Here is a 15,205-nt window from a genome sequence, read left to right on the forward strand (position 1 = left end):
GCGGTCTCCTCAGGTTTGATACCGGATGCGGGGGTCGAACAGCGAGTAGCTGAGGTCGATCATCAGGTTCACGAACACGTAGACGACCGTGAAGACGAGCAGCACGCCCTGGATCACCGGGTAGTCCTTGCGGACGATGGCGTCCACCGTGAGCCGACCGACGCCTGGGATCGCGAACACCGTCTCCGTCACCACGACACCGCTGATGAGGAGGGCGATCCCGAGCCCGATGGTGGTGACGATCGGGACCGCCGCGTTCTTCAGCGCATGGATGAGGAGGATCGGAGGCGTGGAGAGGCCCTTGGCACGCGCGGTGCGGATGTAGTCCTGGTTGAGCACCTCGATGACGCTCGCCCGGGTCATGCGGGCGATGAGCGCGACGTAGATCATGCCGAGGGAAAGCGTCGGCAGGACGAGGCTGCGCAGGAACGGGATGATCCCTTCGCGAAAGCTCGTGTAGCCCTGCACGGGGAGGAGTTGCAGGGTCATCGCGAAGACGTAGACCAGGATGTAGCCGAGCACGAACACCGGCAACGAGAACCCCGCGACCGCGAGGATCATCACCGCCCGATCGGTCGTGCGGCCTGCCGTCCACGCGGCAAGCACCCCGAGCGGGACGCCGACCAGAACCGCGAACGTGATGGTCGACAGGGTGAGCGCGATGGTCGGCTCGACGCGTTGGAGGATGAGCGAGGCCACCGTCCGATCGTTGTAGATCGACGTGCCGAGGTCACCCTGCAGGACACGGCCGATCCAGTCGAAGTATTGCACGTAGAGCGGTCGGTCGAGGCCGAGCCTCTCCCGGATCTGCTCGATGTGCTCCGGCTGGGCGAAGTCGCCGGCGATGATCGCTGCAGGATCGTTCGGGTTGAGGTGCAGGAGCAGGAAGATGACGACGGTCACGACCAACAGGACGGGCGCCGTCGCAACGATCCGCCGGACAGTGTAGGCCAGCATCGGCAGCGCCCTCAGCGTCGCGGGGCGCGGCGGGAAGGGTCCCGCCGCGCGCCCGGCATCACTCTACGGAGATGTTCCAGAACGGCAACGCCGCCGCCTTGAGCACACCATCGACGTTGGAGCGCCAGGCGGACGGCATCTGGTACTGGCCGACCATCACGAACGGCTGATACTCCATCAGCTCGGCGTGGAGCTCGTCCATGATCTCGGCACGCTTGCCGGCGTCCGGCTCCGTGGCCCACGCGAAGCGCAGCTCCTCCACCTTCTCGTTCTGCGGCCAGCCGAACCAGGCGGTGTCGCCGGCCGACACCGCGAGGTGCGAGACCGGCGAGGCCGCGCCGATGCGTGTGCGGGTGTGGAAGATGTTCCAGCCGCCATCGGCAGGCGCCTCCTTCAACGCACGGCGGGACGTGAGGGTGGCCCAGTCCATCGCCTGGAGCTCGACGTCGACGCCGAGCTTGCGCAGGTTCGATGCGGTGACGAGTGCGGTCGGACCCGACGGGTGATCGGTGGGGTGCATGACGACCACCTTCTCACCATCGTAGACCGACGCCATCAGCTCCTTCGCCTTCTCGAGGTTGCCGTCCAGCATGCGCTCGCCGCCGCCCGCCGAGGTCTCCACCGGCGTCCCGCACATCATCAGCGACGGGCAGGTCTGCCAGAAGTCCGGGTCGCCGACCATCGCCGTCATGTACTCGGTCTGGTTCACCATGTAGGCCAACGCCTGCCGCGCCTCCTTCTTGTCGAACGGCGGATGCAGATGGTTCGGCCGCAGGATGACGATCTGGCCGTAGGGGTCCTGCTCCTCGACGACGATGTCGCCGTCCGCCTCGAGCACGGGGACGAGATCGATGGGGGGCGACTCGTAGAAGTCGACCTCGTCGTTGCGCAGCGCTGCGATGGCCGTCGCCGGATCGGGCAGGTAGTACCATTCGACCGTGTCGACCTTGGCCACCTTGCCGCCTGCCAGCGCGGAGGGCGGCTCCTCGCGCGGCACGTAGTCCTCGAACTTGCGGTAGACGACCTTGTTGCCCGGCACCCAGGCCTCTTCGTCGAAGACGAACGGTCCCGACCCGACGTAGTTGTCGATCTGCTCGAACGGATCGGTCGCCGCGACCTCGGCCGGCATGATGAACGGCACGTTGCTGACGGGCTTGGCGAGGCTGTCGAGGACGAGGCCGTAAGGCTCGGTGAGCACGAGCTCGATGGTGTCCGCGTCGACCGCCGACAGCGACGAGGTGACCTCCATCAGCGCGCCGCCCATGTTGTCGCGCGCTGCCCAGCGATTGAGCGAGGCGACCACGTCCTGCGCCTCCACCGGCGTCCCGTCATGAAAGGTCAGCCCCTCGCGCAGGTCGAACGTGTAGGTGAGGCCGTCGTCGCTCACCTCGTACGTGTCGACCATCTGCGGCTGCGGCGTCAGGCTCTCGTCCATGGCGAACAGCGTGTCGTAGATCATGTAGCCGTGGTTCTGCGTGATCGTCGCCGTCGTCCAGATGGGGTCGAGGTTCCGCAGGTCCGCGTACGGGACCACGCGCAACGTCGAGGTGTCCTGGGCGACCGAGCTTCCCGTCGAGGTGACGACGCCGACCAAGGCGATCGCCATGGGGATGGCTCCTCTAAATCCTGACACGTTTGCGTCCTCCTTTTTGCGGCTCTCCGATGATCGGCTTCTCTGCCGGTCGATTACAAGGCACGATTGCTGCAAGAGGCGTACCACGCGGCGAGCGACCAAGGATGGCGCCGGAAGGCGTCGAGGGAGCTGGCGCCACCATCGTCGACGACAACAGGGGGAACGGATCCCGTATGCAAACGCGCACCTTCTTCGAAGGCCGATCCGCGGCGATGGCCGGCGGGGGGATGGCGGCGACGGCGCACCCTGCTGCGACCCTCACCGCGGTCGACGTCCTGCGCTCCGGGGGCAATGCCGTCGACGCCGCACTCGCCGCCGTGGCGCAGCTTTGCGTCATCGAACCCCATTCGACCGGCGTCGGCGGGGATGCATTCGTCCTTCTCGCCAAGGACGGGGCGCCGCCGATCGGCCTCAACGGGTCGGGCCGCGCCCCCGCCGCCGCGACGCTCGACTGGTACCACGACAACGGCGTCACCGAGATCGGACGGACCTCCGCGCACTCGGTGACGGTGCCCGGCGCCGTCGACGCCTGGTGCCGCCTCCACGCCGACCATGGCTCAAGGCCGCTCGGCGAGCTCCTCGGCCCCGCCATCCGCTCCGCGCACGAGGGCTACGTCGTCGCGCCGAGGGTGGCGAACGACTGGGGCGAGCTTGCGCAAAAGCTCGCCGGCGACCCCATCACGGCAGAACACTACCTTCCCGGCGGCGAGGCGCCTCGCGCCGGGACACGCTTCCGCTGTCCGCCGCTGGCGGCGACCCTCGAGGCCATCGCCGCGGACGGTCGCGCAGGGTTCTACGAGGGCTGGGTCGCCGAGGACATCGTGAACCGCCTCGCGGCGCTGGGTGGCCTCCACACCCTGGCGGACCTCGCCGAGAACACCGTCGAGTACGTCGAGCCGATCTCGACCCGCTACCGCGGCTACGACATCCTCGAGCTGCCGCCGAACGGGCAGGGCCTCATCGCGCTCATCATCCTGAACGTCCTCTCCGGCTACGAGCTCGCCGGAATGGGCGAGGCGGATCGCATCCACCTCCTCGCCGAGGCCACCAAGGCGGCCTACGCCGACCGCGACCGCTACATCAGCGATCCGGCCATGGTGGACATCCCGGTCGACGCGCTGCTGTCCGCGTCGCACACGGACGCGATCCGGGCCGGCATCGCCATGGAGCGCGCGGGACGCGCCCAGGAAGCGCGCGTGCCGGTGCCCGCCGACACGACGTACCTTTGCGTGGTGGACAAGGACCGCACCGCGGTCTCGTTCATCAACTCGCTGGCGAACGGCTTCGGCAGCGCGATCCTCGCCCCAGGGTCGGGCGTGATGTTGCAGAACCGTGGGGCCTACTTCAGCCTCGATCCCACCCACGCGAACGCCATCGCACCGCGCAAGCGCACCATGCACACCCTGATGCCGGGGATGGTGATGCAGGACGGGGACTGGGTCATGCCGTTCGGCGTGATGGGCGGGCACTACCAGCCGACCGGGCATGCGGAGTTCCTCTCCCGCCTGCTCGACGACGAGCTGGATCCCCAGGAGGCGCTCGCATGGCCGCGGAGCTTTGCCTTCGAGGGCGAGCTGCAGCTCGAGCCCACCATCGCGGCGGGAGTTGCGGCCGACCTCGCGGCTCGAGGGCACGACGTCGCCACCGCCGCCTCGCCCCACGGCGGTGGACAGGCCATCTGGTTCGACCGGGAACGCGACGTGCTGATCGGCGGGTCGGACCCGCGCAAGGACGGGTGCGCGCTTGGCCACTGAGGCCGTTGCGCCGGAGGCGAGGCCTCGAGGGTCGGCGAGCGACGCCGAACCGCTCCTTGCTGTGCAAGACCTCCGCACGCAGTTCTTCACCCGCGACGGCGTCGTTCGCGCGGTCGACGGCATCAGCTTCGACGTGCGGCGCGGCGAGACCGTCGGCGTCGTCGGCGAGAGCGGCAGTGGCAAGAGCGTCACCGCGCTCTCGGTGATGGGCCTCCTGCCGCGACGGAACGCGCGCGTCACCGGCGGGAACATCATGTTCGAGGGGCGGGACCTCACGGCGCTGGACGACGCGGCCATGCGCGCGTTCCGCGGCGGCGAGCTCGCGATGATCTTCCAGGAGCCGATGACCTCGCTCAACCCGGTCCTGAAGATCGGCTACCAGCTCGTCGAGGCGCTGAAGGTGCACAGGCGGTTGAGCCGGATGCAGGCGCGCCGTCATGCGCTGGCGATGCTGGAGCTCGTGCGCCTCCCCGACCCCGAGCGCAGGCTCGACCAGTACCCGTTCGAACTCTCCGGGGGGATGCGCCAGCGCGTCATGATCGCGATGGCGCTGAGCTGCGATCCGAAGCTGCTCATCGCCGACGAGGCCACCACGGCGCTGGACGTCACCGTCCAGGCGCAGATCCTCGCCCTGGTTCGCGACCTCAAGCAGCGGCTCGGGATGGCGGTGATCATGATCACGCACGACCTCGGCGTGGTCGCGGAGACCGCCGACCGCGTGGTGGTGATGTATGCGGGGAAGGTGGTGGAGCGCGCCGCGGTGAAGCCGTTGTTCCGCCAGCCGCTCCACCCCTACACGCGGGGACTGCTGGGCTCGATCCCGCGCTTGCCCCAGCCGGGCCACGATCCCGGGGAGGAACGCGCGCCGCTCGAGGAGCTCGAGGGGTTCGTCCCATCGCTCCGCGATCCGCCGGGAGGGTGCCGCTTCGCGCCGCGCTGCTCCTTCGCGACCTCCCGATGCCGCGCCGAGGAGCCACCGCTCCTCGAGGTGCAGCCGGGGCGGTTCACCGCCTGCTTCCACTGGGACGCGCTCGCCGCGGCGCCGGACGTGCGCCATGGCTGAGGCCCTGCTCGAGGTCCGCGACCTCACCAAGCACTTTCCGGTCCGCCGCGGGATCTTCCAGCGGCGGACCGGCGTGGTCCGCGCGGTCGACGGCGTGAGCTTCCGCCTCGACCGTGGCCAAACGCTCGGCGTCGTGGGTGAGAGCGGCTGCGGCAAATCCACCGTGGCGCGCTGCGTGCTGCGGCTCATCGAGCCGACGTCGGGGTCGATCCACCTTGCGGGGGAGGACATAACCCACCTCGACCGCCGCAAGGTGCGTCCGCGCCGGCGTCAGCTGCAGGCGATCTTCCAGGATCCGTACTCCGCGCTCAACCAGCGCATGAGCGCCTTCGACATCGTCGCGGAGCCGCTGCGGAACTTCGACGTTCCCATCGACGAGGCCACGATCGCCGAGCTGTTCGATAGGGTCGGACTGCGGCCGGAGCAGATGCACCATTACCCGCACGAGTTCTCCGGCGGTCAGCGCCAGCGCCTCGTCATCGCCAAGGCGCTGGCCCTGCGCCCGTCGCTGATCGTCTGCGACGAGCCGGTTTCGGCGCTCGACGTCTCCGTGCAGGCGCAGGTGATCAACCTCCTCACCCGGCTGCAGGGGGAGTTCGGCATCGCCTACCTGTTCATCGCCCACGACCTTGCGGTGGTCGAGCACATCAGCCACCGCATCGCCGTCATGTACCTCGGCGAGATCGTCGAGCTCGCGCCGAAGCGCGCGCTGTTCGAGCGCCCCGCCCACCCCTACACAGAGGCCCTCCTGGCCGCGGTGCCGGTGCCCGATCCGGAGGCCGCGCGCGAGCGCGTCCTCCTCAAGGGCGACGTCCCGAGCCCCATCTCGCCGCCATCCGGATGCCGCTTCCACACCCGCTGCCCCAAGGCGTTCGCGCGCTGCACGACCGAGACGCCGCGCATGAAGGAGGTCGCGGCCGACCACCTCGCGGCGTGTCACCTCAACGATTGAGGAGGGGCTGGCCGGCGCAGCCTCATCGTGCAGCCTCATCCAACGGCGCGCGACGGGCAAGTAGCCACGCGGGGTACTTCAGGTCGTACATCTGGACGAGCGTGCGCAGGAACGCCATCACGATCATCGCCGACAAGGCGGAGACGATGGTGGGGGTCGCGTTGTGTTCGTTCTCCTGCAGGAGGACCAGCAGCGTGACATAGACGACGCCGCCGACGACCGCGATCTCTTCATAGATGACACCCTGAAAGGTGCGCGGCTGCGAGTTGGTGGCGATGTCGCGCAGCGCGCCCCCACCGGCGCAGGTGAGCGCAGCACAGAACGGCACCCAGATCAACGGAAGGTTCGCCGAGATCGCGACCTGCGCGCCGACGATGGCAAGCACCGCAAAGCCCAAGATGTCGGTGACCGACTTCAAGCGCCGGACGGCGGCAGCCTGGTGGACATCTGGGAACGGCACGGCGATGCCTGAGACCAGCAGCACCATCGCGGCAATCGACAGCGGGATGGTCGGATCGAGGACGTAGAACAACGCGCCTTCCTGTCCGATCAGCAAATCGCGGATGGTGCCGCCGCCAAGCCCCGATACCGCTGCTAGGATCAACCGACCCCACAAATCGTAGCCGCGGTTAAGTGCTTCGATGACCCCCGACATCGCGAAGTTAACGATGCCGAACAGAGTGAACATGAAGAACAGCTCGCTATGGAATATCCTGGAAGCGTAGTACAGCGTCGCGTCCGTCAGGAGGTGGTCGCGGCCGGTCGTCGTTCGAATGACATTCCACACCTGATGGGTCCAGATCGGTGCTGCATTCGGCACGACGAGGTCGGCGAGGTAGCTCGCTGTGGCGCGCTCGAACTGCGCGATGTCGAAGTAGCCGAACCGCTGGTCATCCGTGATGAGCTCGAGCGCGATCTCGAGCATGAAGCGCTGGTGATCATGATCGAAGACGTCCGCCGGCACGTAACGCTTGGTCGCCTCCAGCGCGAGGGCAGGGGCGCTGCGCGCGTCACGCCATCCGCGACCAAGCCCGTCGATGAACTTCGCAAGGTCCTCCACGAAGCGTTGGGACTGAAGCGCCGAAGCGAGGACGTAGACGCCGTTGTCGAAGTGCGGGATGTCGGATGCGACGGGGTCGAGCACGAGGAGCTCTGCAGCGTCGACTTCATCGCGCAGGATGCTCCAGTACTCGTTGTACTTCGTCGCCGAGACGCATGGCAGCTCGCCCGATCGGAACGAACGGCCATCGGGCTCCTGCGGCTTGAAGACGACCGAAGCTGGATCGAGGCCGCGCTGCTCGAGCATCGCCTTGAAGATCGTTTCGTCGCCGATGCCCCAGACGCCGATCTCTCGACCGGCGACGTCGTCCATCGTGTGGATGCCGGCGCTCCTGCGACACACGTAGATGAGCGAGGAACCTGCGTACTCCTGCGCGACGTTGACGAGCTCGGCGCCGGGGCGCGAATGGCGGATCGCGTTCAGCATCCAGTCGATGGCGACGTCCGCAGCGCCGCTCTGCACCCGCTCGACGGCATTGATGTGCGGCGCGCCTTCGAGGATCTCGACGTCGAGCCCCTCGTCCTCGAAGTATTGGCGCATCTTTGCGACGTAGAGGCCGGCAAACTCTGCTTGATGGCTCCATGACAACTGCACGCGGAGCTTCCGCTCCATCGCTCCCGCCGAGGCGTGCGGATTAGCGGCGAGACCCGCCACGAGGAGAGCGGCAACGGCAAGAACCCGCGCGAGACGGGCTGGCCAGGGACTGGTCACCATTCGCGGTGAGCTGGGAACGCGAAGCGATGCACGGGGTCAGTGCGTCTGCCGATCGCCGGGCGGCGCGACGACGATCTCAGTCGTCATCGGCGACGAAGGTATCCTCGAGGTGATCCATGCGCGGCGTGCAGGCATCCTCAAGGACGACGAACGAGGCTTGCTCCCGCGAGACGATGGCTTCATAGCGCCCCGGCACCCCGGCGCACACCGCGGCGTCGGCGTCGTTGGTGAAGGTCACGACGTCGGCCACGTCGCGGCTCCAGGTGCCCGTGAGTGCCGCACGGTCGGTCGGCGCGACGGTGTACGTGCCGTCCGCCTCGACGGCGAGGCGCAGACCATCACGCGGATCTTCCCATCGCCCGACCAGTGGATCGGGTTCCGACGCTACGCCAGCTGCGAGGCCGAGCGCGGTCATGGCAGAGACCAGGCCGGCTTTGCCAAGAACCGAACAACGGATGCGCATCCCTCGATCTCCTCAGGTCGCAACGAGCCAGATGATGAAGGCGACAGAACCGAGCACGAGGAACACGAGCCCGAACCAGCTGAGCGCGACGAGCGCCGGACCAAACCGCATGCCCGGCGGCACGTTCGCGAGCTGCATGACGCGCAGGTTGAACCATGCGAGGATCGGCGACGTCGTGAACGACACCACCATCGCGAGGAACAAGAGTTCCCCAACGTTGTCGGACCAGAAGCCGATGGTAAGAAGGCAGGCGAGGGCAAGACCCAGGAGGAACACGAGCCTCAGGAGTCCGTCCTGCTGCGGCGCGCCCAGCAGGAGCGATAGGCTGAGTGCGAGCGACCTCGGCCAGGCATCGAAGCACGTGAGCGCGGTGGAGAACATCGTCAGGAACGCAGCGCCGGCGATGAGCGGAACCGCCCACGTGCCGATCGCGCCTGCGTAAAGGTCGACGAGGTCGCGCGCAAAGGCACCGCCGATCATGGCGACGGGCTCATTTGTGCCACCGTAGACGAGCTTGCCGAGCGCCAGGAACATCATCGCAAGGATGACGGTCACGATGTAGCCGACGTGGAAGTCGAGCGACCGGGAGCGCCAGGTCATCGAGTACCCGCACTCTGTCGCCTGCTGCCGCGCCCAGATCGACGGCCAAGCAGCAACGTCGATGGGGGCCGGCATCCATCCCATGAATTGAATGATGAAGCCGATGCTCGCCAGATCGACGGCTTGCGAGACGCGCTGGGCATCGGGCGCCTCGGCAAAATGCATCGCTGCGAGCCCCAGGGCGACGAACGTCGCGGCGAACAGGACGACGATGACGATCTGGATGATGCCGCTGAGGAGCGAGAAGCGGTTTGCCAGCACCAACCCCGCGCACAGCCATGTGGTCACGATGGCGGACGAGGCCAGCGACACGGTCTCCGGAAGACCGACGAGCAGAGCCAAGCTCGCCGTGATCATGATGACCCCAGCGATGTTGAGGATCGACGTCAACAGCGTGATGAGGAAGAAGACGCCGACGTGCGCGCGGCCGAGCCTTGCGTACCCATGCAGCACGGTCTCGTCCGTCGCGCTGGTGTACTGCACCGCCGCCCTGAAGAAGGGGTACTTCGCAAGGTTGACCGCGAGGAGCACGGGGAGGAGCCCCCATCCGAAGATCGCGCCTGCCTGCGTCGATGAGACAAGGTGCGACCCGCCGATCGCGGCCCCAGCCAGCATGATGCCCGGACCGAACGCTCGTCCAAACCGAACCACGGTCGCAGCTCCGGTCGGCACCTGAGCAGTGGTCAGCTCACTCATGAGGACGTCTTCCCAGGGAAGTTCGACTTTGTTCGGCCTTCGATCGAGCCCGTGTAGGAAACACAACCTTAGAATGCAAGCTCGGAGGATGGAGGCGGGTCACGTCGCCCGACCGTGGTTACGGGCCGCTGCAGGCGTGCGTGCGGGTCGAGCCGGTCCGCCGGGCTGCGGCACCGGCACGTGGAGTTGCGCCGACGTTGCGATCTTGCGGCCGTCGACGCTATCGGCTCACAGCCCGAACGGCAGGAACAGCACGATCTGTGGAACGGCCACGATCAGCACGACCGCAAGGAGCATCAGCGCCACGAATGGGGTGACGCCGCGCACGACCGTGCCGAGCGGAGACCTCGCAACCGCCTGGATCACGAACAGGTTCAACCCGACCGGCGGCGTGATGAGCGCGACCTCGATCAGAAGGACGAAGAAGACGCCGAACCAAATCGGATCGATCCCCAGCGCGAGCACGGTCGGCAGCATCACGGGAACCATGATGAGGAGCATCGACAGGCTCTCCAGGAACAGACCGATGAAGAGCAAAACCAGCGATGCGATGACGATGAACAAGGTCGGGTCGGCCACGTGGGTGTCGACGAGCTGCGAGAGCTGCGCCGGGACCTGGTAGATCGTCACAGCCTTGCCGAAGATCTTGGCGCCGATGACGATGAGGAAGAGCACGATCGTCGTCACGGTCGTGGCGCGAACCGCGGCCACGAAGTCGCGGAAGGTGAGCGTGCGTAGGACGAGCGCGGTGACTAGCAGGGATGCGACTGCGCCGACCGCCGCGGCCTCGGTCGGCGTGAACGCCCCGCTGTAGATCCCGCCCAGCATCAGGATGGCGATGCCGGCGGTGGGCGTCGCCTTCAGCGTGGCGCGCCCACGCTCGGCCCACGTGGCAGGCGGGAGCTTCTCGGCCTTCCCATCCCAGCGCGCAGCGAAGACGCCGTAGGCGCTGAAGAGGGCGATGAGCAGGAGGCCCGGTCCGACGCCTGCGAGGAACAGGCTGCCGATGCTCTCCTCGGTGATCACGCCGTAGACGATGAGGGGGATCGACGGCGGGATGAGGATGCCGAGCGTGCCCCCGGCGGCCAGCATGCCGAGGGTGAAGGAGCGATCGTAGCCGCGGCGCTCCATCTCGGGGATCGCCACCGTCCCGACGGTGGCGGCGGTTGCCACGGACGAGCCGGAGATCGCCGAGAAGATCCCGCACGACAGCAGCGCCGCGATGCCGAGCCCGCCCGGCCAGTGGCCGACCCAGCTCTGGACCGCGTCGAACAGGTCCCGCCCGACACCCCCCCGCAGCAGGATGTTCGACATCAGGAGGAAGAGGGGCACGGCGATCAGCACGAAGCTGTCGAGGGCGTTGTGAAGGTTCTGCGCCACCATGACGAGGGGCAGGCCCTTCAGCTCGAGCATGATCGTGCCAAGGCCGGCGAGCGCGAAGGCCACCGGCACGCCGAGGAACAACAGCGCGAGGAGCGCCGCGACGATGGCGACGAGCGTCATGGCCTGTCGCGCCCCTCGTCGTCCGGAAGCTCGGTGGGCGGGGCGAAGGTCGGCGCCGGTCGGAAGGGGAGGCGCACGAGGTCGCACAACGCCTGGAGGAACAGGAGCGCGAAGCCGACGATCACCGGCACCTCGCCGATCCAGTTGGGCATGGCGAGCATCGTCGGCTGGCGGCGCCCGAGCGCCAGGCTGTCGCGCACCACGTCCCAAGCGGCCAGGAAGGCGACGACGCAGAAGGCGAGGATCGCGACGAGCGAGACGGCCTCGATGATCCGCCGCCCGTTCGGCCCGAGGAGGGCGATCAGCGCCGTGATGCGGATCATGTCGCGCTGACGCAGGACGAAGGCCATGCCGAGGTAGGTCAGCCAGATCTGCAGGACGATCGAGACGTCGTGCGTCCACTTGGTCGGCGCGAGGAAGAGGTACCGCGCACCGACCTCGTAGGCGAGCATGATCGCGATCAGGACGACGAGGACGTCGCTGACGCGGGCGGCGAGGCCGGACACGGCGTCCACCGCCGCGAGGAGGACCGGACCGCGCACGGGCGCCGTCCGGTCGTTCGAGGTCACTGGCCCTGCAGCGCGCGAACCTCGTTCACGAGCTCTTCGCCGAGCTCACCGGCCGAGGCCACGAACGCCTCGATGGCGGGCGCCGCGGCCTCCTTCCAGGCGTCGATCTCCTGCGGAGTAAGATCGATCACCTCCATCTCGGTGTTCGACCGCAGCCACTCGGCGGCGTCCTCGTGCTGCTGGCGGGTCTCGGCCCGCATCTTCTCCTCGGCGTTCCGAGCCGCAGTCGTCATCCACTCCCGCTCCTGATCCGACATGGACTGCCAAAGGTCCTCGTTGATGACGACGAGGAACTCGATCTGCGCGTGGTTCGTCATGGTAGCGTAGTCCATGACCTCGAACAGGTTGCGGCTCTGCACGGCGGTGAGGCCGGTCATCCCGACGTCCACCGTGCCGCGCTGGTACGCCATGAACTGCTCCGATCCGCCGATCTTGACGGGGATGCCGCCAGCGGCCTCCACGAACTCGCCGGATGGCTTGCCGAGCGCACGGACCTTCTTGCCCTCGAGGTCGGAGGGCATGCGCAGGGGCTCATCGTTCGACAGGAGCTGGATCGGCCCGTAGTCCTGCCACCACAGCACCCGGGTGCCCGTGTCGAGGATCAGGTCGTCGATCTTCTGGCGGACGGGGCTGCCGGGCGCCGCAGCCTTCGCAAGCTCCTCGTAGCCCGGGAACATGAAGGCGACGGAAAAGATGCCCGTGGCGGGGATGGTCCCGGCATACTCGTCGATGAGGACGAGGCCCATGTCGATGGCGCCCGACCCCACCGCCTGCGGGATCTCCGAGCCCTTGTAGAGCTGGGCGGCGTCGTAGACCTCGACCTCGATCTCACCGCCGGACAGCTCCTCGACCTCCTCCTTGAAGTAGAGGATGTTCTGTCCGACCGGATGGTTGGTCGCGACCTGCAGCGATAGCCGCAGGGTGCGCTCGGCGAGCGCCGGACCAGCGCAGGTGACCGCGATCACCATGCCAAGCCCGAAGGCGCATCTTTCCCACTTCATGGACCAATCCTCCCATCCTTGTTCGGTAGCCGCTCGTTCGAGGCGGTTGATGACACAACGGTTGCGACCGCACAGATGATGGCACGCCGGTGCCAGCGCGCAGCCGTGGCGGAGCCGGAGGGATTCGAACCCTCGAGACGGGTTTACCCCGCCTAACGGTTTAGCAAACCGCCGCCTTCAGCCTCTCGGCCACGGCTCCCCATGCCTTGCTACGCTTGGGCGAGGGTCAACGTCAACGCCACCCCAAAGCCGAGGAGGGGCGCGATGGCGGGCCTACCGGGCGCGCTGGCCGAACAGGATCGACTGCTGATCCTTGTCCGTTGCGATCGCCATCTTCTTGCGCTCTTCCTGGCCGACGGCGATCCCGCGCTCCACCGCAGGACGCGCCTTCATCGTCTCCAGCCAGCGCTTCACGTTGGGGAACTCGTCGATGTCCATCTGCTGTCGCGACCAGCCGTTCGCCCAGCCGACGATCGCCATGTCTGCGATGGAGTAGTCGTCTGCGACGTACTCGCGGCCCTGCAGCCGTGCGTTGAGCACTCCGTAGAGCCGGTGCGTCTCGTCGGTGTAGCGCCGCTTGGCGTAGGGGACGTCCTCGGGGGCGTAGTTGTTGAAGTGATGGTTCTGCCCGAGCATGGGGCCGAAGCCACCCATCTGCCACATGAGCCACTCCTCCACCGGGACCCTGCGGCGCTCGTCGGTGGGGTAGAACTTGCCGAACTTGCGGCCGAGGTACTGCAGGATCGCACCCGACTCGAAGACCGAGATCTCCCGACCGTCCGGACCATCGGGGTCGATGATCGCGGGCATCCGGTTGTTGGGGGAGATCGCCAGGAAGTCGGGCTTGAACTGGTCGCCGGCACCGATGTTGACGTAGTGCACCTCGTACGGTGCGCCGACCTCCTCAAGGTAGATGGTGACCTTGTAGCCGTTCGGTGTCGGCCAGTAGTACAGGTCGATGGGCTTCGTCATGGCATCCGCTCTTGTCGCGCGAGGGCTCGGCCGGGATCGGACCGCGCCGCAGGCTTAACGCGACCATGCGTGCCATGTCACGCTTTCGCGCGCCACCCGTCCGTCCATTGGCTACAGCGTGTCGACTACCGCGTCGGCCACTGTGTGCACCTCCTCGTCCGTGAGGTCGGGGCCCATGGGGAGGCTGAGGACCTCATCGGCGAGGGCCTCGGCCACCGGCAGGTGCTCCTCGCCGCTGAGGAGGTGGGCGAAGGCCGGGTGGCGATGGAGCGGCACACGGTAGAACAGCCCGGTGCCGACCTGCCGCTCGGCGAGGGCGGCACGGACGCGGTCGCGCGCTGGGATGCGCACGGTGTAGAGCGCCCACGCCGAGCGCGCGGCGTCGTCCGCCGGCGGGAGCGTGCACACCCCGGCGAGGCGTGCGCTGTAGAGCGCCGCGATCTCGGCGCGGCGATTGAGCTCGGCCTTGAAGACGGAAAGCTTGGACAACAGGATCGCCGCCTGGATCGTGTCGAGCCGACCGGTCATGCCAATGCGCATGGCCTCGTCGCCGTCGCCCTGCCGGCCATGGGTGCGGATCTGGCGCACCGCAGCGGCGAGGTCGTCGTCGTCGGTCAGCACGGCGCCACCGTCACCGAAGGCGCCGAGCGGCTTCGTCGGGTAGAACGAGACGCAGGTGATGGGGGCGAGGGCGCCGACGCGGCGACCATCCTGCCAGGCGCCGAACGACTGCGCCGCGTCGGCAACCACGGCGAGGCCGTGCTGCGCCGCCGCAGCGGCGAGGGCAGCATAGTTCGTAGGGCGGCCGAAGAGGTCCACGGGCATGACGGCGCGAGGCGCCAGTCCGCGCGCTCGTGCTGCCGCCACCGCGTCGCACAGGCGCGCCGGGTCCATCGTATAGGTCGCCGCGTCGACGTCCACGAACACCGGCGTCGCGCCGACGGCGATGACCACGGCCGCGGTCGCCGAGAACGTGAACGCGGGGACGAAGACGGCATCGCCTGGCCCGACGCCCAGCGCCATCAGCGCCATGATGAGCGCGTCCCGTCCGGACGAGACGCCGATCGCGTGCCGCACGCCCGCGAAGGAGGCGAGCCGCCCTTCGAGCTCGCCGACCTCGGGGCCGAGGACGTACTGGCCATGGTCGAGGACGCGCGCGATGCGCCGGTCGATGTCGTGGCGCAGCCGGGACTGCTGACGCTTGAGGTCGAACAGCGGGATCGGGACGTCGGTCTCGGCAACCCGAGCGAGGCTCAGCGTCATGGTCG

At 67.8% G+C, this 15,205-nt stretch carries 13 protein-coding genes and 1 tRNA gene; 3 read left to right on the plus strand and 11 right to left on the minus strand.

All coding sequences use genetic code 11. The annotated features are described in order from the left end of the window. Positions 1–9 precede the first annotated feature (9 nt). Positions 10–957 (minus strand): ABC transporter permease, encoded by a 948-nt coding sequence (locus ACOOE8_RS15475; RefSeq protein ID WP_420392326.1) that lies wholly within the window; start codon positions 955–957, stop codon positions 10–12. Positions 958–1,015: 58 nt separating this feature from the next. Then, positions 1,016–2,563, minus strand: a complete 1,548-nt coding sequence (locus ACOOE8_RS15480; protein WP_420392327.1) for an ABC transporter substrate-binding protein — start codon at positions 2,561–2,563, stop codon at positions 1,016–1,018. A 200-nt stretch (positions 2,564–2,763) separates the two neighbouring features. Here ACOOE8_RS15480 and ggt point away from each other — a divergent pair, with 200 nt between their 5' ends. The 3 genes from ggt to ACOOE8_RS15495 all read left to right on the plus strand — a co-directional run bounded on the left by ggt (position 2,764) and on the right by ACOOE8_RS15495 (position 6,359). Continuing rightward, complete coding sequence (ggt, locus tag ACOOE8_RS15485) at positions 2,764–4,344, plus strand: gamma-glutamyltransferase (protein WP_420392328.1); 1,581 nt, start codon at positions 2,764–2,766, stop codon at positions 4,342–4,344. Positions 4,345–4,405: 61 nt separating this feature from the next. Then, positions 4,406–5,407, plus strand: a complete 1,002-nt coding sequence (locus ACOOE8_RS15490) for an ABC transporter ATP-binding protein (protein ID WP_420392329.1) — start codon at positions 4,406–4,408, stop codon at positions 5,405–5,407. Continuing rightward, positions 5,400–6,359: an ABC transporter ATP-binding protein gene (locus ACOOE8_RS15495; RefSeq protein WP_420392330.1), complete on the plus strand. Its 960-nt coding sequence runs from the start codon at positions 5,400–5,402 to the stop codon at positions 6,357–6,359. The genes ACOOE8_RS15490 and ACOOE8_RS15495 overlap by 8 nt, the downstream gene beginning before the upstream one ends. A 22-nt stretch (positions 6,360–6,381) precedes the next feature. On the opposite strand, the gene ACOOE8_RS15500 is transcribed toward ACOOE8_RS15495, so the two are convergent. The 9 genes from ACOOE8_RS15500 to ACOOE8_RS15540 form a co-directional block, all read right to left on the minus strand. Beyond that, positions 6,382–8,133, minus strand: coding sequence for an ABC transporter substrate-binding protein (locus ACOOE8_RS15500; RefSeq protein WP_420392331.1), 1,752 nt, complete (start codon positions 8,131–8,133; stop codon positions 6,382–6,384). 76 nt (positions 8,134–8,209) lie between these two features. Beyond that, on the minus strand, positions 8,210–8,548 hold the full coding sequence (locus tag ACOOE8_RS15505) for a hypothetical protein (protein WP_420392332.1): 339 nt from the start codon (positions 8,546–8,548) through the stop codon (positions 8,210–8,212). A 60-nt stretch (positions 8,549–8,608) separates the two neighbouring features. Further along, a complete protein-coding gene (locus ACOOE8_RS15510) occupies positions 8,609–9,892 on the minus strand; it encodes an NRAMP family divalent metal transporter (RefSeq protein ID WP_420392333.1) in 1,284 nt (427 codons plus the stop codon). Between the two features lie 228 nt (positions 9,893–10,120). Further along, a complete protein-coding gene (locus ACOOE8_RS15515; protein ID WP_420392334.1) occupies positions 10,121–11,395 on the minus strand; it encodes a TRAP transporter large permease in 1,275 nt (424 codons plus the stop codon). After that, positions 11,392–11,937 carry a TRAP transporter small permease gene (locus tag ACOOE8_RS15520; RefSeq protein ID WP_420392335.1) on the minus strand — a complete coding sequence of 182 codons (546 nt, stop codon included), beginning with the start codon at positions 11,935–11,937 and terminating at the stop codon, positions 11,392–11,394. Before ACOOE8_RS15520 ends, ACOOE8_RS15515 begins: the two co-directional genes overlap by 4 nt. Before the next feature lie 23 nt (positions 11,938–11,960). Continuing rightward, complete coding sequence (gene dctP / locus ACOOE8_RS15525) at positions 11,961–12,965, minus strand: TRAP transporter substrate-binding protein DctP (protein WP_420392336.1); 1,005 nt, start codon at positions 12,963–12,965, stop codon at positions 11,961–11,963. 106 nt (positions 12,966–13,071) lie between these two features. Next, a tRNA-Ser gene (locus tag ACOOE8_RS15530) sits at positions 13,072–13,164 on the minus strand. Between the two features lie 74 nt (positions 13,165–13,238). Continuing rightward, positions 13,239–13,937, minus strand: coding sequence for a glutathione S-transferase N-terminal domain-containing protein (locus tag ACOOE8_RS15535; protein ID WP_420392337.1), 699 nt, complete (start codon positions 13,935–13,937; stop codon positions 13,239–13,241). 111 nt (positions 13,938–14,048) lie between these two features. Beyond that, entirely contained in the window at positions 14,049–15,200 is a 1,152-nt protein-coding gene (locus ACOOE8_RS15540) for a DegT/DnrJ/EryC1/StrS family aminotransferase (protein ID WP_420392338.1), read from the minus strand. Between the last annotated feature and the right edge of the window lie 5 nt (positions 15,201–15,205).

It is taken from the genome of Acuticoccus sp. (genome assembly GCF_965213555.1).
GTDB lineage: Bacteria > Pseudomonadota > Alphaproteobacteria > Rhizobiales > Amorphaceae > Acuticoccus.